At 54.7% G+C, this 20,101-nt stretch carries 18 protein-coding genes and 1 pseudogene; 14 read left to right on the top strand and 5 right to left on the bottom strand.

Going from position 1 to position 20,101, the window contains the following annotated elements; all coding sequences use genetic code 11:
* Positions 1-65: 65 nt before the first annotated feature.
* Genes FHP88_RS05570 through FHP88_RS05540 form a run of 7 tightly spaced genes read left to right on the top strand, consistent with a single transcriptional unit; the run spans position 66 to position 7,271 of the window.
* Complete coding sequence (locus tag FHP88_RS05570) at positions 66-899, top strand: GGDEF domain-containing protein (protein WP_186297624.1); 834 nt, start codon at positions 66-68, stop codon at positions 897-899.
* 10 nt (positions 900-909) lie between these two features.
* Positions 910-3,756 (top strand): class I adenylate cyclase, encoded by a 2,847-nt coding sequence (locus FHP88_RS05565; RefSeq protein ID WP_186297623.1) that lies wholly within the window; start codon positions 910-912, stop codon positions 3,754-3,756.
* 44 nt (positions 3,757-3,800) lie between these two features.
* Positions 3,801-3,983: an LPS translocon maturation chaperone LptM gene (lptM, locus tag FHP88_RS19445; protein ID WP_313957281.1), complete on the top strand. Its 183-nt coding sequence runs from the start codon at positions 3,801-3,803 to the stop codon at positions 3,981-3,983.
* A 7-nt stretch (positions 3,984-3,990) separates the two neighbouring features.
* On the top strand, positions 3,991-4,821 hold the full coding sequence (gene dapF, locus FHP88_RS05555; protein WP_144358021.1) for a diaminopimelate epimerase: 831 nt from the start codon (positions 3,991-3,993) through the stop codon (positions 4,819-4,821).
* Entirely contained in the window at positions 4,818-5,498 is a 681-nt protein-coding gene (locus FHP88_RS05550; RefSeq protein ID WP_144358020.1) for a DUF484 family protein, read from the top strand. The genes dapF and FHP88_RS05550 overlap by 4 nt, the downstream gene beginning before the upstream one ends.
* Positions 5,498-6,406: a tyrosine recombinase XerC gene (gene xerC, locus FHP88_RS05545; protein WP_144358019.1), complete on the top strand. Its 909-nt coding sequence runs from the start codon at positions 5,498-5,500 to the stop codon at positions 6,404-6,406. The genes FHP88_RS05550 and xerC overlap by 1 nt, the downstream gene beginning before the upstream one ends.
* A gap of 37 nt (positions 6,407-6,443) precedes the next feature.
* Complete coding sequence (locus FHP88_RS05540; protein WP_260843168.1) at positions 6,444-7,271, top strand: ferritin-like domain-containing protein; 828 nt, start codon at positions 6,444-6,446, stop codon at positions 7,269-7,271.
* Here the strand turns inward: FHP88_RS05540 and FHP88_RS05535 are convergent, their stop codons facing one another.
* Positions 7,272-7,739, bottom strand: a complete 468-nt coding sequence (locus tag FHP88_RS05535; RefSeq protein WP_144358017.1) for an acyl-CoA thioesterase — start codon at positions 7,737-7,739, stop codon at positions 7,272-7,274. It abuts the gene before it with no gap.
* A 78-nt stretch (positions 7,740-7,817) separates the two neighbouring features.
* Entirely contained in the window at positions 7,818-8,813 is a 996-nt protein-coding gene (locus FHP88_RS05530) for a nucleoid-associated protein (RefSeq protein ID WP_144358016.1), read from the bottom strand.
* 155 nt (positions 8,814-8,968) lie between these two features.
* Between FHP88_RS05530 and hslV the strand changes: the two genes are divergently transcribed.
* The 7 genes and pseudogenes from hslV (at position 8,969) to FHP88_RS19515 (ending at position 15,022) form a co-directional block, all read left to right on the top strand.
* Positions 8,969-9,514 carry an ATP-dependent protease subunit HslV gene (hslV, locus tag FHP88_RS05525; RefSeq protein ID WP_144358015.1) on the top strand — a complete coding sequence of 182 codons (546 nt, stop codon included), beginning with the start codon at positions 8,969-8,971 and terminating at the stop codon, positions 9,512-9,514.
* An 11-nt stretch (positions 9,515-9,525) separates the two neighbouring features.
* Positions 9,526-10,854: an ATP-dependent protease ATPase subunit HslU gene (gene hslU, locus FHP88_RS05520; protein WP_144358014.1), complete on the top strand. Its 1,329-nt coding sequence runs from the start codon at positions 9,526-9,528 to the stop codon at positions 10,852-10,854.
* 33 nt (positions 10,855-10,887) lie between these two features.
* Positions 10,888-11,253 (top strand): gamma-butyrobetaine hydroxylase-like domain-containing protein, encoded by a 366-nt coding sequence (locus FHP88_RS05515; RefSeq protein WP_144358013.1) that lies wholly within the window; start codon positions 10,888-10,890, stop codon positions 11,251-11,253.
* Positions 11,254-11,340: 87 nt separating this feature from the next.
* On the top strand, positions 11,341-12,090 hold the full coding sequence (gene ubiE, locus FHP88_RS05510) for a bifunctional demethylmenaquinone methyltransferase/2-methoxy-6-polyprenyl-1,4-benzoquinol methylase UbiE (RefSeq protein ID WP_144358012.1): 750 nt from the start codon (positions 11,341-11,343) through the stop codon (positions 12,088-12,090).
* A 17-nt stretch (positions 12,091-12,107) separates the two neighbouring features.
* Positions 12,108-12,743: a ubiquinone biosynthesis accessory factor UbiJ gene (locus FHP88_RS05505; protein ID WP_144358011.1), complete on the top strand. Its 636-nt coding sequence runs from the start codon at positions 12,108-12,110 to the stop codon at positions 12,741-12,743.
* Positions 12,740-14,395: a ubiquinone biosynthesis regulatory protein kinase UbiB gene (gene ubiB / locus FHP88_RS05500; RefSeq protein WP_144358010.1), complete on the top strand. Its 1,656-nt coding sequence runs from the start codon at positions 12,740-12,742 to the stop codon at positions 14,393-14,395. The genes FHP88_RS05505 and ubiB overlap by 4 nt, the downstream gene beginning before the upstream one ends.
* A gap of 78 nt (positions 14,396-14,473) precedes the next feature.
* Positions 14,474-15,022, top strand: a pseudogene (locus tag FHP88_RS19515) (REP-associated tyrosine transposase).
* Positions 15,023-15,066: 44 nt separating this feature from the next.
* On the opposite strand, the gene FHP88_RS05490 reads toward FHP88_RS19515, so the two are convergent.
* From FHP88_RS05490 to FHP88_RS05480, 3 genes are all read right to left on the bottom strand, one after another.
* Positions 15,067-15,645, bottom strand: a complete 579-nt coding sequence (locus tag FHP88_RS05490) for a hypothetical protein (protein WP_144358009.1) — start codon at positions 15,643-15,645, stop codon at positions 15,067-15,069.
* A 309-nt stretch (positions 15,646-15,954) separates the two neighbouring features.
* Entirely contained in the window at positions 15,955-17,340 is a 1,386-nt protein-coding gene (locus FHP88_RS05485) for a DUF3999 domain-containing protein (RefSeq protein WP_144358008.1), read from the bottom strand.
* Positions 17,337-20,063, bottom strand: coding sequence for a DUF2339 domain-containing protein (locus FHP88_RS05480; protein WP_144358007.1), 2,727 nt, complete (start codon positions 20,061-20,063; stop codon positions 17,337-17,339). The genes FHP88_RS05485 and FHP88_RS05480 overlap by 4 nt, the downstream gene beginning before the upstream one ends.
* Positions 20,064-20,101: the final 38 nt, after the last annotated feature.

The following is a 20,101-nucleotide window of genomic DNA, read 5'->3' as shown; positions in this document are numbered from 1 at the left end:
GCCCTTTTGGACGCACTATAGTGTGTTGGGACCCTATAAAAATATCAGATCGGAGGATCGCAGTTTTGACTCACCCTAGTAGCAATATCTACCAGTGTCTGCAGGCCTGTCCCTGTGGCGTGTTGATTCTGGATCAGGCCGGCAAGATCAACTGGCTCAATCCCGCACTGGAGGCGATGCTGGCACTGAAGTCAGATCAACTGGTAGGACAAAGCAGAGAGCGCTTCCCATTCACCACACACAGGGGGCTATTCAAAAGTTCAGGTTTGATGCACCTGTTTGGGCCGGGGGTCGAGCAGGAACGCTGGTTACTCTGTACTGTCGATGAGCAAAACCAGCTCGATCCATCCATTCACACGATCAAATACTTCCAGGATGTTACCGAGCAGGTTCAGTTGAGCGATGAGAATCAGCGCCTCAAAAAGCAGGTCGAAGAACTGGCCATCACCGATGAGCTGACTGGCCTGGCCAACCGCCAAGCCCTCACGCGTGCACTTAATGCACAGGTTGCCCGTAGCCGCCGCTACCAAAACCCACTCAGCCTGGCCGTCATATCACTGGTCGACAAAAAGAATGATGAACAGCTCCCCAATGAGGTCATCCTGGCCATTAGTCGCTATCTGCGCGACCGCCTGCGCTGGGTGGACCTGATCGCACGCTGGGATCACAACCAGTTCATCACCATACTCCCTGAAACCACCCTACAAGATTGCAGCGAACTCATGGACAAAGTACTGGCCGAGTTTACTGATCTCAGTTGGCCGGATCAGTTTGAACCGGGGAATCTGGGATTACAGTTCGGCCTGGCGGAATGGCACAAGGGGCAGGATGCTCGTCTGCTGATGAAGCAGGCCTTCGCCAGTCTAAATGAGGGCGAAACTGGGGCCAACCCCTCCTGAGGGCATGACGATGGCCGATGCAGTATCTTACAAAGACGGTATCGGCCGCCAGGAACTACGAACCATTCGCCGGCGTTTTCTTGGCCTGCATCGGGAGCGCCTGCGCACCATTGGTAGGGAGTTAACGCCAAATCAGCAGGCATTTCTCGATATTCTGCCGCTGTTGTTTCACATCAACCATCCCACACTGCCAGGCTTTGCCGGTACCGAGGCGCCCACGGGTATACCGGACTACACCCCCTCCCAGTCGGTGTTACGTTTAGCTCACAAACTCAGCCGCAGTTTCGAGTATAAAAAACGCGCGTTACCGCGTTTTTATATCCACGCCCTTTACCTGATGGGAAGTATTGGCAGTATTGCCCACACCAGTGGCAGCGATTTTGATATCTGGCTCTGCCACGACCCAAACATAAGTCACTCTGAGCGTGAACTGCTCAAACTCAAGGCGAAAAAAATTGAAGCCTGGGGGAGTGAGTTTAATCTCGAAGTTCATTTTTTCATCATGGATGTGGATGCCTTTCGTAGCGGTAAGCTGGACGCGCTGTCACATGAGAGTAGCGGCACCACCCAGCCACATCTGCTCCTGGAAGAATTTTATCGAACCGGCGTTCTCCTCGCGGGCCGCTATCCCGTCTGGTGGCTGGTGCCTCCAGAAGAGGAAGCGCACTACACTCAATATGTGCAGATGCTGTTCGAAAAGCGGTTTGTTGATCCCATGGACTGTATCGATTTTGGCAGCCTGGAATCTATCCCGGTGGAGGAGTTCCTCGGCGCTGCCCACTGGCAATTGTTCAAGGGCATTGAGTCGCCCTACAAGACCATCCTTAAGCTGTTCTTAACCGAGGCCTATGCGCGGGACTATCCGGACATCCGCTGGCTCTGTCAGGAGGCCAAGACAGCCATTTACAACGGCGAGTTAGATCTGCAAAAACTCGATCCGTACGTACTCATGTATCAGCGGGTTGAACAGTACCTGGTGGAACGACGCGAGAAAGACCGCCTTGAGCTGGCCAGACGCTGCCTCTACTTCAAGGCTGAGCAGACGTTGAGCCAGGACCAGTCACGCCTGCGTGACAACTGGAAGCGTGACTTGCTACAACAGATGACCCATCAGTGGGGCTGGCGCCGCGGCAATCTGGTTAATCTGGACTCACGCCATAGCTGGAAGATTGATCAGGTGATGGACGAGCGAAACCATCTGGTCCGCGAGTTAAGTGAAAGCTACCGCCTGTTAACCGATTTCGCCCGGGAATATGTCTCCACCAATGCCATCGACCCTGAAGAGATCAGCCTGTTGGGTCGCAAACTCTACACAGCGCTAGAGAAACGCCCTGGAAAGATCGACTGTATCAATCCCGGTATCACCCGCAACCTGTATGAAGAGCGCATTTCACTCTATTACACGCAAACCCAGGGCGATCAATTCGCCTGGTCACTCTATCTGGGGGACGTCAATGAAAAAGCGGCTCGGGTCACCAGCCCACTGAAAACAACTGCCAGCCTGACCGAAGTGTTGGCCTGGTGCCACCTCAATCGGCTGATTAACCAGAGTACCATCGTCACCCTCTATCCAAAAGAGAACCCTGTTCGCCAGGAGGAGTTGAGTGCCATACTCAGCACGCTGACCACGCTCTATCCGCATCAGGATGTTGATCCGGTCCCCATGCAGCGCCTCAAGCAACCCCCCTATGCCCTCTCCTGCACCCTGTTTATCAACACCGGCACCGATCCTATGGCCCACTTGGCCAAACTGGGCAAACAGCTGACAACCGATCGGTGTGATCCGCTCAGTTTTGGCTCGGCCCACAGCTCCCTGGTTGAAACGGTTGAACAACTGATCACAACCAGCTGGGGGGAGACACTGGTCACCCAGCATAAAGGGACCCATGGGTTACTCAATGCACTCTGTCACTTCTTGAGAATGAGCCTGGTAGCCGACAGCAAACATCAACCACCCCCTGTTTCTGCGCATAGTTTTGCCTCGGTCAGGGGCGGGAGTACGGCAAAACGGGTCGACTCGCTGTTCAATCATATTGCAGCCTGTTTCAGTGAAAGCGCTGCCGGCTTGAACAGCCGCTATCTGCTGCGCATCGATGATGATTTTTATCTGATCCACTATCAAAACGACAAGTTTTCATACTTCTCTATGGCGAGCGAAGCGGAGGTGATGGATATCCTTGCCGAACCTTCTCGCACCTTCCGACCGACCACCATTGACAGTCTCACACTGGCGGATACACCCCTGCCCTGTATCTTGGGCTATAACCGCGCCGATGTGATTCAGGTCTTTTATATCTCACGGGCCGGTAAGACCGAACTCTACATCCTGGATGAGCAGGGTTCCCTATTCCACCAACAGATGCACGAAGCGGATGAACACTACCTGCTGGTGCAGCAGCAGCGCTTCCTTAAAGGCCTGCAACTATCACGCAGCCTGCATACTGATCAACCAAGTCATCGCTATCTGCTCGATGCGCCTGAATTCTATCAACTGCAGCGAGATCGTGACGGCCAGTACAGCGCGGAGCCACGCACGCCTCCGCGCCATCGCCTGCCTGACAGCTATATGGAGTTACGCCTGATCAGTGAGGGGTTGGATCTGAATCAGTCTCCCCATCTGCTGGTCTGTGGTGAAAGTGAGTTCAGCTCCCTCGAATATGGTACTCGCCTTTACGGCGCGGTTGCCCAACACCTGCTTAACCAACGAATCGGACAGAAGGCTTACCCCATCTATCTGACCGGTCTTGAACTTTCCGGTATCGACTCCGGAGAGGACAATACCACCATCCAGATGCTGAAGTTCAAAAAGCGACTGGAAGGCCGGCTAAATCAGGCTTTACTGAAAATCAATCACTGACCGCCTATCACCAGGCATTGGGTTTGACACCGCCCAGGGTTACAATGCGCCGAATTGAATCAATTTTGGAGCAACAAACCATGTTCTGCTGGTCGCGCTACCTTCTCTGGCTTGTCATCCTTGTCCTTGGCACAAGCAGCATGCTGTCTGCCTGCGGCCAAAAAGGGCCGCTTTATCTCCCGGACCCCGCGACAGAGCAACAGGAAAAAACCAAGGACAAACAGTAAAGCCATTATGCAATATGCCTTTACCAAGATGCATGGACTCGGCAACGACTTCGTCGTACTGGATGCCTTTACCCAGCCCCTGCAGCTGTCACCTGATCAGCTGCGTTTTTTAGGCGACCGCCATTTTGGTATTGGCTGTGACCAAATTTTATTGGTTGAGCCACCCACACTGCCTGACACCGATTTTAACTACCGGATTTTCAATGCCGATGGCGATGAAGTGGAACAGTGCGGCAATGGCGCACGCTGCTTTGCCCGCTATGTGCATGAAAAAGGGCTCTCCAACAAACCCGAAATAACTGTCGGCACCAATGCAGGTATCATTAAATTGCTGCTGGAGGAGAGTGGTCAAGTCCGCGTCAACATGGGGAAGCCTGTCCTTGATCCGCCCAAAATCCCCTTTGTGGCCGACCAGGAATCCATTGAGTATACGCTTGAAGTAGCCGGTGAAACCGTACAATTGGGCGCAGTATCCATGGGCAATCCTCATGCCGTGATCGTTGTGAAGGATACGGACACCGCACCGGTTGAAACGCTGGGTCAGGCCCTGCAAAAACACCCCCGCTTTCCTCAACGCGTCAACGTCGGTTTCATGCAAATCCTATCCCCCGAGGCGATCCGTCTCAGGGTCTATGAACGCGGCGTGGGCGAGACACTGGCCTGTGGTACCGGTGCCTGTGCGGCCGTCGTCTCAGGGCAGCTACGCGGACTGCTTAACAAAAGGGTTAAGGTCAGCTTGCCCGGTGGTGAGCTTGTGATAGAGTGGCGGAATAAAAGCGACCCTGTACTCATGTATGGCCCCGCAGTAACGGTTTTTGAAGGAATGATCGAGCTATGAGTCCACAATCTGAACGTACCACTGATTATTCAGAAATGGAGCAGGTGGTTATCGATTTTCTAAACAAGAATCCAAATTTCTTTGAACGCAATCCCGATATTCTGTGCAAGCTACGGCTGCCCCATACCAGCGGTGAAGCAGTTTCACTTATTGAGCGCCAAGTGACTGCTCTGCGTGAACAGGGCGAACAGAACCGGCGCAAGCTGGACGAATTCGTTGCTATTGCCAGAGAGAACGAGCTGCTCAATGACCGCCTACACCATCTGACCGTAAAGCTGATTGAGTGTTGCGATTTTGATGAGGTGATCAATACCTTGCAGGATCTGCTACATGACGATTTTCGTGCCGAGGCGGTGGAACTGCATCTCTACTCAACCAGCGAGGCCGACGCCCAGACCAACCCTGATCTGGATGGGTTCCGGGAGTTTCTCAACAGCAATAAACCGCGCTGCGGTCGCTTCCCCACCAAGCAGTTAAAGTATTTATTTGGGCCACAAGCGGATGACATCGCCTCAACCGCTCTCATACCGATCTCAGGCGAGAGCTTGCTGGGCATCCTGGCGATCGGCAGCCACAGTGAACACCGCTTCCACCCCGGCATGGGGACAGATTACCTGATCCGGCTGGGAGAGATTGTCAGCAAGACGCTGGAGGTAGTCTCGGAACCCGGTCTCTGATGCACCATTCTGACCCGCTTCAACAGGAGCTGGAAGCATTTAATCAGCACCTGCGTTACGAACGACGTCTCGCAGCGCATACCCTCACAAATTACACTCGCGACCTTGAACGGGTCGCTGGCTGGTGCCATGAACAGAAAATAACCGCCTGGCACAGTGTCACCCTCCATCACATCCGTACATTCATTGCGCAACGACACCGCCAGGGCATCAGCGGCAAAAGCCTGCAGCGCGAACTTTCAGCCATACGCGCCCTGTTTCGCTATCTCATGCGTGAGGGCAAGGCCGATAATAACCCTGCCGTTGGCATCCGGGCACCCAAGTCAGACAAGCACCTACCTGACACCCTCGATGCCGATCTGCTCAGCAGCATGTTAGATGCCGTCCCTGAAACGGCTCTGGATCAACGTGATCTGGCCATCATGGAACTCCTCTACTCATCCGGGTTACGGCTGGCCGAACTGGTCTCAATAAACCTCCATGATATCGACACAACCGACGCCACGCTGGAAGTCACCGGAAAGGGTGCCAAGAGCCGCCGCATCCCTGTAGGCAGCAAGGCACTGGCTGCCATCACAGCCTGGAAAAAGCTACGGGGGAACATTGCAAAACCCGATGAACAGGCCCTGTTTGTCAGCCAGCGCGGCACCCGATTACAGCCCCGCTCCATTCAGCAACGCCTGAAGCAGTGGGCCTTGAAGCAGGGGATCAATCGCAACCTTCACCCACACCTGTTCAGGCATTCCTTTGCCAGCCATCTACTGGAATCTTCCAGTGATCTTCGCGCAGTGCAGGAACTACTTGGCCACGCCGATATCAGCACCACACAGATCTACACCCATCTGGACTTTCAACACCTGGCCCAAGTCTATGACAGTGCCCATCCCCGGGCCCGGAAAAAGAAGTGACCCCACACAAACACAGCCGATACAGCAGGTTAGATTTGTGAAGACGCTTTACGAAGAGGCACAGCGCTGCTTTTTGATCGCAGATCCCGATCAAAAGTTGGACGCCTCGTTGCAGGTGGTTGCAGCCTGGAATGCCGGCTGTCTCTCCTTGGATGCCGATGACAAGCCTATCGCTTACTCACAGCCAGGCCGCCTCAATCGCCCCATTCTGGTACCGCCGCAACAGGTCAGCAAGCGTGGCTTTGGCTCGGTCACCAAACGCGCCTCACTGATACACTCTCTGGCCCATATAGAACTGACCGCAGTGAACCTGGCCTGGGATACGATCTACCGTTTTCGCAGGATGCCCCGTGACTATTATGCAGATTGGGTCAAATGTGCCGGGGAAGAAAGCCAGCACTTTTTCGCCCTACGTAACCAACTCAGGGCCATGGGCTTTGACTACGGCGACTTCACGGCCCACGATGAATTATGGGGCAGTGCCGTCGATACGGCACACGACTTGATGGATCGCATGGCTATCGTGCATCGGGTATTTGAAGCGCGGGCTTTGGATGTGGTCCCTCAGACCCGGGAAAAATTTCTGGAGCTGGGAGACAGTAAAACGGCCTCCATCCTGACCCTAATCGCCAATGAAGAGATCGGCCATGTCAGCGCGGGAACTCGCTGGTTTCACTACCGCTGTAGAGAGGAAGGGCTGGAACCGGACGCCACCTTTTTCAAGCTTTTGCAGCAGTATTTGGGGAGTTACCCCAAGGGACCCTTTAATCACGAGGCCCGTATACAGTGCGGTTTCAGTGAAAACGAACTGAACCGCCTGGAAGCGGAAGACGCCGCCTTTCGTCAAAGGCGTCACAACTCATAGCTATTGGGGATGGTAGATCTTTTCAAAGAAGGTCCGATACTCCTGGGGAACTGGCTGACTCTTCAGCTTGTCCGCATCAATGCAGGTAGTGGTGGTGCGAGCATCCACGCAGAGTCGATCATCCACATAGATATTATACCGCAAGCCCAGTGAGCTACGGCCCAGCTTGAAGCAGGAGACCCGGATCTCCGGGCGCTCGCCAAACCGCAGTGGCTGGATAAAATCCACTTCCGTATGCACCATCGGGAATGCGATACGCAGATCCTGAATCAGGTAGAAATAACGCACCCCGATATACTCTTCCCAGAGGTCCTCGAAGGACTCATGGATAAAATTGTGAATACGGGGAAAATAGGCGATACCCGCCGGATCCACATGACTGAATCGCACCAACCTCCGGGTCACGAAAACCAGCCCTTCGCCCTCGCCCACCGGACGAATCTGTAATGCATCTGCTCTTTTGGTCATAGTAGGCACTTCGGTTATTCAATCGGCTATCAAAGTTTAGCGGCTGATCCAGCATAAGCTGGAGCCGGCACAATCACGCTACTCCTCCACATGCCCCAATAGCTGACTGCGCAGCGTCTTCGGTAGGCCGGTGATACTTAGGGTATCGGAGTCGGCCTGATAATGGATCCGTTTGTTCAGCTGGTAGGAAGAAAAGCTGATGGCAAGATCTTTTTCCCGGCCGGCAAATTTCACATAGCGCTGTAGACTTTTTCGGTCCAATAGCAATTTGCTGTTTCCACTAGGCAGGTTATCCGCCAGGTAACTGGAAAAGACAGAGGGATCAACACCCTCTACGGCCTGAGAGAGTCCACCGATCTCTACCGGCTCATCCTGAAGATCTTGCTCCATGCAGTAAGAGACCACCTGACTGCGGTAGTCATTCACCTGCTCTTCAGGCAGATTCTGGCTAAACAGCTCGATGCGCTCAAGAAAATCCCGGGTTACCGCCGCTTTATCAATGCCTTCACTGAATCCAGTCAGCTGCTCCAGCAATGTCGCCCCGCCCTTACCGGCGCGGGAGGCTGTCATGGAGAGGTAGGCACCCCCCTCGCCCTTCCACTGGGTCAGATCAACCTTGATCGCCATCAGCGAGGCCCCCAGATCCAGGGTCAGGACTGGCTCAACCGCCTGCTGCTCATTTATCCGGGTCGCAATACGCTGGTTAACAACAAACAGATAGAGCGCTTGCTGATCAAACTGCTGTTCCAGAAACAGCACCAGGTGCCCCCGCAGCTCGACCTCCTGCTCCTTGAGCAGCGCCAACAACTGATTGGCCACCTGTCCGCTAAAGGCCAGAAAATCGCTCTTTTCCTGCAGCAGCCCATCCAGCCAGCCGGCTAGTCCCGCCGTCTCAGCCTCACCAGAAAACTGCCCATGCTGACGATTGACCCGGCTCAGATAGGCCCGCTTCAGATCCATCGCCAGGGTCTCGGTCAAATCATCCACGGCCAATTCCGTTTCACGCAGATGAACTGAAGGTTCCGCCTGCTCGTTGAGGTGAAAATGGTGGGATATGAAATGAGTAATCGCCATCAGCGCTCCACAAAGTCTTGCCGGGTCCGGTTTGGACCCGCGCGGATTATACCGGTATTTTTACACGCTTCAGGACTTCCCTTGAAATTGGCGGTTATTCTCCCCATGTTGGATCAGTTAGAATAGGTAACAATTTAGACACAAGGGGCAGTAGAGTGGAGCCAATCAGGGGCACAACAATTCTTTCAATCCGCCGTAATGGCAAGGTCGTAATCGGCGGAGACGGCCAGGTCTCCATGGGCAATACCGTCATGAAAGGCAACGCCCGCAAGGTTCGCCGTCTGTATAAAAACCAGGTACTGGCTGGCTTTGCCGGTGCTACAGCAGATGCCTTCACCCTGTTTGAGCGTTTTGAAGCAAAGCTTGAGAAACACCATGGCCACCTGATGCGGGCCGCTGTGGAACTCGCCAAAGACTGGCGTACCGACCGCACCCTGCGCAAACTGGAGGCGCTACTGCTGGTCGCAGACAAGACCGCCTCACTGATGATCACCGGCCTTGGCGACGTCATTGAGCCGGAAGAGGATCTGATGGCCATTGGGTCTGGCGGTCCCTTCGCCCAAGCCGCCGCCCGCGCACTCTTACATAACACCGATCTCAGCGCCCGGGAGATCGTCGAAAAAGGTCTCGGCATTGCCGCCGATATCTGCGTATTCACTAATCACAATATCGTCATCGAAGAACTCGACGCGGAAAGCTGAACCCCAAAATCATGCCTGAATTTACCCCACAACAGATCGTCCAGGAGCTGGACAAGCACATCATCGGTCAATCAGCCGCCAAGCGTTCTGTGGCCATAGCCCTACGCAACCGCTGGCGTCGAAGCCAGGTTGATCCTGCCATGCGCAGTGAGATCACCCCCAAGAATATCCTGATGATCGGGCCCACCGGTGTCGGCAAGACCGAGATAGCACGCCGTCTGGCCAAGCTGGCCAATGCCCCTTTCATCAAGATCGAGGCGACCAAGTTTACCGAGGTCGGTTATGTCGGCCGGGATGTCGATTCCATCATCCGTGACCTGGCAGACTCTGCCATGAAAATGGTCCGGGAACAGGCCATGGAGAAGGTCAAGGATCAGGCCGCCGATGCCGCCGAAGAGCGCATACTGGATGTTCTGCTGCCGCGCCCCACCACCTGGGAAGGTGACAGCAACAGCCAGGACGGATCGGCAACCCGCAACAAGTTTCGGGTCAAGATACGCAATGGCGAACTGAACGACAAAGAGATCGAGATCGAAGTATCCGGTGCCAGCCTGGGTGTCGAGATCATGGCCCCTCCCGGCATGGAAGAGATGACCAGCCAACTACAGGGTCTGTTCCAGAACATGGGTGGCGGCAAGACCCGCAAGCGCAAGATGCGCATCAAGGACGCCCTGCGCATCCTGCAGGATGAAGAGGCCGCCAAGCTGGTCAATGATGAAGACCTCAAACTCACCGCACTGGAGAAAGTTGAACAGCAGGGCATTGTCTTTCTGGATGAGTTGGACAAAGTGGCCACCCGTTCCGAACACGGCGGTCCCGATGTTTCCCGCCAGGGTGTACAGCGTGATCTGCTGCCACTGGTTGAAGGCTGTACCGTCTCCACCAAACAAGGCATGGTACGAACCGACCATATCCTGTTTATCGCCTCGGGTGCCTTCCATTTGGCCAAGCCTTCGGACCTGATTCCGGAGCTTCAAGGCCGCCTACCGATTCGAGTCGAACTGGATGCCCTCAGTACAGAAGATTTTATTCGCATCCTAACCGAACCCGATGCCTCGCTGACTGAGCAATACATTGCCCTGATGGCAACGGAGGGCGTCACCCTCTCGTTTACTGAGGAGGGCATCCGCCGCATCGCTGAAGTGGCCTGGCAGGTTAATGAAGGCACAGAGAATATCGGCGCACGTCGCCTGCACACGGTGATGGAACGCCTGCTTGAGGGTATCTCGTTCACCGCCACAGAAGTCCCTGGAAGCCACGTCATTGTTGATGCGGCCTATGTTGACAACAACCTATCCGAACTGGCCTCGGATGAGGATCTGAGCCGGTTTATCCTGTAAGCAGGGCCGGCCCCACTGTCTGGAGTAGATGACATGTCCAAGTTTGTACCCAAAGAGTTGAATCTCCATCAGCACTCACGAGTGCTTGATATCACCTTCGATGATGGCGCTAAATTCACCCTCCCCTGTGAATATCTGCGGGTCTTCTCCCCTTCGGCAGAGGTCATGGGCCATGGTCCCGGGCAGGAGGTGCTGCAGATTGGCAAAGAGGATGTAAACATCGCCCAGATCACACCTGTGGGTAATTACGCCGTCACCTTCCATTTTGATGATGAGCACAACACCGGGATCTACTCCTGGGAATACCTGTATAACCTGGGTGCCAACTATGAGCAAAACTGGCAAAGCTACCTGAAACGCCTGGAAGCGGCCGGTCACAAACGTAAAGCCGATAACTGAGTGTTGGTTCCTGAATAGGTCAAAAACCGATACACTCTGCACCATTCGGTAATAACGCTATTCTCACATGCAGTTCAAGGCAGCAACATGACGGATAACAACTCCACACATTTTGGTTTTGAGACCATCAACGCCCAGGAAAAAGCCGGACGAGTGAAGGCGGTTTTTGACTCTGTTGCCACCCGCTACGACCTGATGAATGACCTGATGTCTTTCGGCATCCACCGGATCTGGAAACGCTTTGCTGTTGAACTGGCGGGCATCCGCCGCGGTCAGCGAATCCTCGATCTCGCCTCCGGCACCGGTGATCTGGCCGCTCGTTTTGCCGGGCTGGTGGGCCCCGAAGGCCTGGTGGTGATGACCGACATCAATGCCGCCATGCTCAACCAGGGTCGCATCCGCATGGCCGACGAGGGGCTGGTGGGCAACCTCGCCTACACCCAGGTCAACGCCGAGCAGATCCCTTTCCCGGATAACAGTTTCGACTGCATCACCATCGCCTTTGGCCTGCGCAATGTCACCGACAAACAACAAGCACTGAATGAGATGCAGCGGGTGTTGAAACCGGGTGGACGCGTCCTGGTACTGGAGTTCTCTCACCCCCAGGGCAAACCTTTGAAGACAGTCTACGACCTCTACTCATTCAAGTTGCTGCCGAAAATCGGCAAAGTGGTGGCCAATGATGAAGAGAGCTATCGCTATCTCGCGGAATCAATCCGCATGCACCCGGACCAGGAGACCCTCAAAGGAATGATGGAGCAGGCCGGTCTGGAGCGCTGCGATTATCACAATCTGACAGGCGGTATCGTCGCTGTTCACCGCGGTTTCAAACTGTAACCTCAGGGGTTCTGACAATGAGCCTATCCGCTGTTGCAGTCGCTGGCCTCGAACAGGTCTTTAACCAGTATCTCAATCTGGATTCCAAAGCCCGCTCTCAGATGGCCAGTCTGCATGGCAAGGTGATCGCCTTTGAGCTGGCCGGTCTCGGCCAGACCCTCTACCTGATCCCAGGTCCGGCCGGCGTGCAGCTATTCTCACACTGTGAAGATGAACCGGACTGCACCCTGCGTGGGACCCCTCTGGCCCTGGCCCGCATGGGCAACCAGCAGACCAGCTCTGACCAGCTCTTCTCCGGCGATGTGGTGATCGCTGGCGATACCGAACTGGCACACCGCTTTGGCAAGATACTGGGTGGCATGAGCATCGACTGGGAGGCCAAGCTCGCCAGTTATACCGGCACGCTGGTTGCCGACGATATTGTTGGCGTCATAAAGGATATTGCCGGGTGGGGACGACGCTCTCTTGATACCCTCAAACTGGACTTCAAGGAGCTGCTGCAGCAGGAGATTCAGATACTCCCGGAACGGGAAGAGATTGAGCAGTTTCTGGCAGAAGTCGACCAGACCCGGGATGACGTTGAGCGGCTACAGGTTCGCACCGCACTGCTACAAGAAAAACTCAACAACGAAAAGCGAGGCGATACTCAGTGATCCGTCCCAAAGAGGCCCTGCGCCTCCTGCATATCAACTGGGTGCTGCTACGCCATGGTCTGGATGAGGTGATCCTCGCCACCCACCTGTTTCGTCCGGTTCGGTTTCTGCTCTATCTGTCGCCGTTCTACTGGCTGCGCCGGCACAAGTTACCGCCCTATCCGGTGCGGATACGTCAGGCACTGGAAGATCTCGGGCCGATCTTTATCAAGTTTGGTCAGATCCTCTCCACCCGCCGGGACCTGCTGCCGGATGATATCGCTAATGAGCTGGCCAAGCTGCAGGATGCCGTCCCCCCCTTCTCCGGCCAGAAGGCCCGAAAAATCATTGAACATGCATTTGGTCACCCGATTGAGGATGTCCTCAACTCGTTTGACGAGAAACCACTTGCCTCCGCCTCCATCGCCCAGGTTCATACCGCCGAGCTGAAGGACGGCAAGCAGGTGGTTGTGAAGGTCCTTCGGCCGGATATCGAACGGGTCATTCGTCGGGATGTCGGACTGCTCTATATCATCGCTGGACTGGCTGATCGCTATTGGAAAGACGGCAAACGGCTGCGCCCCGTGGAAGTGGTTAGAGATTACGAAAAGACCATCCTGGATGAGCTGGACATGCAGCGTGAGGCCGCCAATGCTGCCCAGTTGCGTCGTAACTGGGAAGGCAGTGACATCCTCTTTGTGCCTGAGATCTACTGGGATTACACCCGCACCAATGTCTTGGTCATGGAGCGTATCCACGGCATCCCGGTCGGTAACATAGCGGCACTCAAGGCCGCCGGAATCAGCATGGAACAGCTGGGCACCCAGGGGGTCGAGATCTTCTTCACCCAGGTATTCCGGGACAACTTTTTCCATGCCGACATGCACCCGGGCAATATCTTTGTCGAGCCCAGCGGACGCTATATCGCGGTCGATTTTGGCATTGTCGGTTCACTCACTACCGAGGATCAGCGCTATCTGGCTGAGAATCTACTGGCCTTTTTCAATCGCGATTATTACCGGGTGGCTGAACTGCATGTGGAGTCCGGTTGGGTACCCAAAGGCACCCGGGTTGAAGAGTTTGAATCCGCCATCCGCTCAGTCTGTGAACCGATCTTCAACAAACCCCTGAGTGAGATCTCCTTCGGGCATTTTCTACTCAATCTGTTTCAGACCGCGCGGCGTTTTGATATGGAGGTACAGCCTCAGCTAGTGCTGCTGCAGAAGACCCTGCTCTATATCGAGGGATTGGGTCGTCAGCTCTATCCCGAGCTAGATCTGTGGGCCACCGCAAAACCCTATCTGGAACGCTGGATGAAAGATCAGGTAGGGCCGAAAGCCTTCACCCGCAAGCTGAAAAAGAACCTGCCCAAGATGACCGAATATGCGGCCGACATGCCCATTTTGCTGCACAAGGTCCTGGTGGATGCCTCCGAGGGACGGCTAGAACTGAACTGGAAATCGGAAGAACTGGAAAAACTCCGGGCGGATTCTAAAAAGCACCAACGCAATCTGATTGGCACCATCAGTGGTGGCACCCTATTGATCACTGGCACACTCACCCTGCTGCTTGGCCCCGGACAACTGCTCTCTGCTGCCGTTGTAACCACAGCGGGTATTGGGCTTACTGCCGTAGGTGGTTTGACCCTGCTCCGGTCTTGGCTGAAGGGCTAGAATAAAAAAGCTCGGTAGGGTGGGCAAGATGTTTTGCCCACGCGGCTTTAACAATCTGCATAAACAAATGGAACAAGGATGTCCCACTATCGCCGCGCCAACACGAAAGGCGCAACCTATTTCTTCACGCTGGTCACTTATCGCCGACAACCCCTGCTATGCGACACCAAGGTACGCGATGCCTTGTGAAAAGCAATAGAATCGGTTCGGACCAATCGGCCCTTCAAAATCGATGCCTGGGTATTGTTGCCTGATCACCTGCATTGCATCTGGACCCTGCCATCGGATGATGCGGACTATGCAGTCCGATGGGGCCTGATAAAGCGTTCCGTAAGCTTAGCCTGTGCAACGGACTATAAACGGCTTGATTGGATGAGCGCTTCGAAACATAAACATCGAGAATCGACACTATGGCAACGACGTTACTGGGAACACCGCATCCGCGATGACCAGGACTTTACGCGGCACGTCGATTACATACACTACAACCCGGTCAAGCATGGGCTATGCGAGCACGTAGTCGATTGGCCTTATTCTACGTTTCATCGCTATGTGGCCCGTGGTGAAATGGGGATAGATTGGGGTGGTGGGGAATTGACCTGTTCAGGCGAACGGTTTGGTGAATGATTCTCCGCGTGGGCACAAAAAACGTGCCCACCCTACATGGCTTATCATATCTTCCTTGGAAAGGATCGAATAATTATATTATCGCCGTTTGTTAGGTGTATTAAAAATACAGACTCCTTATCTTTCACAAATATTTGCAACGTAATATTACGTACAAAACTCTTAATGAAGGCTTTATTATCTAACCCATCTATTTCAAGATTAAGATCCTGTAGCGCCCCATACCAAAGCTTTCCATCAGTATTAGGTGATGGAATGATTCCTAGCTTTTCTGCTGTAGATTTGGCTATTTTCTTTAATTTATCAGTATGATTAGTTGGAGTATTAGTTTTGTAATATTTCAACAGATATTCACTGCTCTCGGAAAAAGTTACGGTTACTAATACTTCCGGTTTACCGGGAAAATGGCGGATCGATGATATGCATAGCTTGTCATTAGATTCCTTGTAAATCCCGCAGCCTAGTTCATTTTCGATTCGGCTTAGTAATAAATCGTATGTGCTCGACTTTGATGATAACGCATCGTCAACACTACTAATTGTGCTTGCGTTTACTTTTCCGCCTAAAGTAAACACATTGGTTACCAATAATCCGATAAATAATAAGGCATTAAATCTGTTCATATCTATTCTCTTGCTATCCGATTTTAGTTTTGGGCCTCGTTTTCTATGCAGCCGGGTAGGGTGGGCAAGATGTTTTGCCCACGCAGTTTTAATAATCTTCAAAGTAAGGGAAACCGAGCCAGAGAACAATACTAGTTAATAGACGAATTGCATATCCACCTAGATGGTATCCTTGCCCCGCAGGGATTGGGATGGCGGGGAAATGGTATAGATCAGACGAACTGTCTGGTGAAAAATTTGTCCGCGTGGGCACAAAAAACGCGCCCACCCTACCTTCATTGAAAAATGCAGCTCTAAACTTCCACCACCTCAGCCATCCGCCCGCTTCATCTGCCGCAGGGTAGACCAGGCCATCCACCCGAGTAACAAGGTAGCCAGTATCAGCACACCCCAAAGTGACCACTGTTTCCAATCATAGCTTCGTTCAACAGTAAGTGCCGCTGGACCGCCCAACGCCAACGGCTCACCCACAGCAATGGATTGACTGACCAGTTGTTCCTGCTCTAGAGGGGTAAAACCATTGAGCAGTGATGCCGCTTGGGCCGCCTTTGCCCGCGCACTGCCGTAAGCCAATAGATATGGCCCCTCTCCCCGGGCGGCAAACTGTAACTGATGTGGCAGCCAGTTAACCCTGATCGTGGGCAGGACTTCACCCAGACCGCCCCCGACCTGATCCACCGTCAGTTTCCAGTAGCGATCACTGGTTCGGTTGAGCGTCAAACTGGTCTGCTCAAAGGGTGTCTCATTCACCTGTAATCGATAGACCCGGCCACTGGATCGGCGTGTCCAGGCCGCCTGCTCATCGTCACGGGAATAGAGCGATACCCGCACAAGGGTATTCTGCTCACCCGGTATCACGTTCATTCCGGTCACAGGCAGACGCCCGGGCAGTTCAAACCGATAGTCTCCCGGCTGCTCACCCCGTTGAATTGTCGTGATATTGAGTATGGAGGTTGGCTGTATGACCGAACGCCCCTTAATCACCCTATCAACAGCGGTCAGTTCAATTGGAGACTCGCCATCCACCCGGGTCAGACGGATATAGCGGGCGGTCTTTTTCGGCAGCTCGATTTCACGCTTGATCAGGCGCTCCCCGGAATAACCGAGATCCGCCATCACGGCCGCGCTGGCCAGTGGACGCCAGCGACTCAGGTCATCACTCTGCTCCAGTCGAAGCGGATGTATAAACCCCTGAGATTCGGACGCCCACTGCAGCTTTATTGCCCGAATAGCAGGCCGCTCTTCCCCATCCCAGAGTTGTAGCAGATAGCCACGCAGTACCTCATTCCGATCACGATGCAACTGGCGCTGCTCCAGGGTCAGTTGACCCTGCTCGGTAGAACGGCTAAAGCGCATGGAGAGCAGTTGCAGATCCGCCGTCCGTGTACCAAACAGGGGGAATAACTTGACCGGTGCCAACGACTCATCCGCCATTTTTATCCGTGGTGGTAACGATAACTCATGGGGCAACAGACGCCCTTTACCATTAAACAGCCGTAGATCACCCAGATCCCCACGGGTGACCCCTTCATAGACCGCCGGGGGCAACGGCAACTGATAGAACGGGCTGCTGGCACCCGGCTCCAGTGTGATACCCCAGGCAAAATCGTTCTGCTCAAGGGCCTTTTCAGGCTCGGCCCACAAGCCACCGCTCCAGACCAGGGCCGTTATCAGGAACACCCGCCACATCGTCATACCTCCTCCTTTTGAACCGGCTCTACTTCCGCTATCTGCCGCGGCGGTGCGGGTGAAAAATAGCCTACGACCAGCAGCAGTACACCCACCCCCATGAAGGAGACAATGCGTGCCACCGTGCCGGTATTGGAGAGATCCACCAGGAACAGCTTGAGCACCACCAGACCCATCAGGCCAGCACCCACCAGCCATAATACCCGGCGTTGCGTACGTGTGCCGGCCAGCATACAGCCCAGCCCAAGGGTAGCCCAGAGTACCGCGATAGCGGCCTGAAACACCTGGGACTGAAACAGCAGATCGGGATCAAACGGCACTCCGGCCCAGTGATGTACAGAGCGGGCCACCATGCCATTGAACCAGAGGAACAGCGCCACACCCAGCACAGCGAAAAAGTCCCGTGCGGCAAGCCCCCGCTCCAGCAACCAGTCTCCCACCCGCTGCCACCACTTCACCAGCAACAATAGCGAGAAGAGAATGGTCATATCCAGAGGATTGATGACAGGCAGATAATCCAGCGGCCAGGGGTTACCCGGACTGACGGCATTGGCCAGCATCGACCAGCCCAACAGGTAGAGGGCGACCGGCAAAAGCGCATGGATGTTATAGCTGAGGATATGCCGCTGCACCGGCCAGGCCAGCCTTTGACCCAGGGTCAACAGCCCCAAAGCCATCACCACCGGCACCGCTCCCCAGGGGATCATCTCCCACAGGTGGCTACCTGCTACCGCCTTGTCCAGACGCCAGGCCGCCTCCGTGGTCAACAGGAAGGTGAGTAACCAGAAACTGCCGGCATGCCAGAAGGGCCTTGCTGTCATTTCCTGACGATCGCTTCGATAAAGCAGACCATACTGAACCGTAAGCGCCACAATCCAAGCGAAGGTGACAAAATAGCCTGTCATGGGATGGCCCTTATCCAGCCAGATGCCCAAAGCAACCAGCGCCAGTGCCGGCAATAACCCCAGTGCAACCTGCACCAGCCGCGGCCAATTCAACCGGACTCTGAGCCACTCCGCAACAGCGGCGGTAAGGGCAAACAGAAGCAGTAACCAGGCCCCTTCATCACGGCCATGACTGAAACGATCAAGCTCCTGGATGGCACCACCCAACCACCAGAGTATGCCCCAGACAAACAGCAGCGGTGGCACGAGGGCCTCATAGGCCGCACGTTTATCCGCATGTCGATCCAGATAGAAGGCAGTAAACAGGCCAGCAAAGGCGATCAGCGTGGCACCGAGGAAATGGCTGTTCAGGATCGGCATACCCCAATCCGCCCAGTAGCCCCCTTCCAGATAAAGCAGTCCTGCCAGCAGTTGTAACAGCAGGCCGAACAGACGGGGAATCCGGCGAGACTGGCGGATACCAATCCATACCATCGCCGCACCTTCTAACGCCCAGAAGGCCGAGGTCAGTCGCCCCTCAAGCGCAAACGGAATCGCCAAGGTGGCAAACACCACACCGGCTGCAAGGAAGCTCTCCGATAGCATCCTCAGTGCGCTGCCACCCCGCTTGAACAGCCAGAGGGCCAGCAACAGATAGATCGCACCCATCGCCAGGGCACTAAACGCCAGTCCAAACGGCATATCCTTTACCAGGGCTGCCTGCAACGCGGCCGAGACCAACGGCACACCAAACACCAGCGTGCCGTCCACCACACCCTTCAGATTCGGCGCCTGACGCAGAGCAAACAGGACCGCGATGGCCAGATACATCAGGAAGAAGGCGATCAGGAACGGCTCTGTTGTAGCGAAGAACTCAGGACGGTAATACTGATAACCCCAGAGCGAAGCAATAACGAAGGTGAAGAAGAACCCCACCAGGTTCAACAGTCGCCACGCCTTGAACCATGCCATCGCCAGGACACCGGCATTGAGCAGCAGATAGTAACTGAACAGGGCCACATGACTGCCCTCTCCCGTGGAGGTCAGCACCGGTGCAAGGAACCCCCCGGCCGTCGCCAGTATGGCGAGAGAACTGGCATTCTGTAACAACGCCAGCAAACCGGAGAACACCACAAACAGGACCAGCAGACCAAAGGCGATCTCTGCGGGGATGACGCTGTAGAGTCGCAGCGCTGAGAACACGGTCAGGTAGAGCACACCCACTGCACCACCCTGCAGGGCCAGGCCATAGAGTTCACGCCGACTGCGCAACCGCCAGCCCAGGGCCAGCATCACCATGCCGCCGATCGCCACACCAGCCAGGCGGAACTCGATCGGGATCTGGCTATGCTCAGCGGCGTACTTGAGTAGGAAGGCGACACCGAAGAAGAGCACTATCACGCCCACCCGGACGATCAGATTGCCACCGGTAAAGTAGCCCTTGATTGCGGCGGTGAGCTTTTCCAAGATATCCGGTTGCTGATGCCGCTCTTTCGGACGAATCGGCCCCCGCTTGGTTTGCGGTTTCGGCGAGGCCTTGCGCACAATCGTTTCATCCGGCAACTCCAGATCAAAATCGATCTCAGGGGGTTCCGTATCCATCTCCCGTGCAACCGATACACCACTCGGTGGCGCAGTTTGCTGTGCCGTCTGCCGATCGGGATGACGAGGTTGCTGTTGTTGAGAACGCAGTTGCTGAACCTCAGTAGAGAGCTTCTCTAACTGACGCCCCTGCAGTAACACACTGCCCAACAGATAACCGATCAATGCCCCGAAGACACCTGCTTCAAAACCCAGTGTACCGATAGAAAGCAACCCACCCAGTATTGCCAGGATATAAGCCATGAACGCTCCTTTTGCCGTGTAATCCTGTAACGATGAAC

It is taken from the genome of Sedimenticola selenatireducens (genome assembly GCF_007625115.1).
Classification (GTDB): Bacteria; Pseudomonadota; Gammaproteobacteria; order Chromatiales; family Chromatiaceae; genus Sedimenticola; species Sedimenticola selenatireducens_A.
Note: the sequence above shows the minus strand (reverse complement) of the source record. Positions and strands in the feature narration are given on the sequence as shown.

Excerpts from the sequence above, each read along its gene's own strand:
- FHP88_RS05480 (WP_144358007.1), bottom strand. The coding sequence starts at position 20,063 with ATGGCTTATATCCTGGCAATACTGGGTGGGTTGCTTTCTATCGGTACA.
- FHP88_RS05490 (WP_144358009.1), bottom strand. The coding sequence starts at position 15,645 with ATGAACAGATTTAATGCCTTATTATTTATCGGATTATTGGTAACCAAT.
- xerC (WP_144358019.1), top strand. The coding sequence starts at position 5,498 with ATGCACCATTCTGACCCGCTTCAACAGGAGCTGGAAGCATTTAATCAG.
- FHP88_RS05550 (WP_144358020.1), top strand. The coding sequence starts at position 4,818 with ATGAGTCCACAATCTGAACGTACCACTGATTATTCAGAAATGGAGCAG.
- FHP88_RS05530 (WP_144358016.1), bottom strand. The coding sequence starts at position 8,813 with ATGGCGATTACTCATTTCATATCCCACCATTTTCACCTCAACGAGCAG.
- FHP88_RS05505 (WP_144358011.1), top strand. The coding sequence starts at position 12,108 with ATGAGCCTATCCGCTGTTGCAGTCGCTGGCCTCGAACAGGTCTTTAAC.
- hslU (WP_144358014.1), top strand. The coding sequence starts at position 9,526 with ATGCCTGAATTTACCCCACAACAGATCGTCCAGGAGCTGGACAAGCAC.
- FHP88_RS05515 (WP_144358013.1), top strand. The coding sequence starts at position 10,888 with ATGTCCAAGTTTGTACCCAAAGAGTTGAATCTCCATCAGCACTCACGA.
- ubiE (WP_144358012.1), top strand. The coding sequence starts at position 11,341 with ATGACGGATAACAACTCCACACATTTTGGTTTTGAGACCATCAACGCC.
- FHP88_RS05485 (WP_144358008.1), bottom strand. The coding sequence starts at position 17,340 with ATGACGATGTGGCGGGTGTTCCTGATAACGGCCCTGGTCTGGAGCGGT.
- dapF (WP_144358021.1), top strand. The coding sequence starts at position 3,991 with ATGCAATATGCCTTTACCAAGATGCATGGACTCGGCAACGACTTCGTC.
- FHP88_RS05565 (WP_186297623.1), top strand. The coding sequence starts at position 910 with ATGGCCGATGCAGTATCTTACAAAGACGGTATCGGCCGCCAGGAACTA.
- lptM (WP_313957281.1), top strand. The coding sequence starts at position 3,801 with ATGCGCCGAATTGAATCAATTTTGGAGCAACAAACCATGTTCTGCTGG.
- FHP88_RS05535 (WP_144358017.1), bottom strand. The coding sequence starts at position 7,739 with ATGACCAAAAGAGCAGATGCATTACAGATTCGTCCGGTGGGCGAGGGC.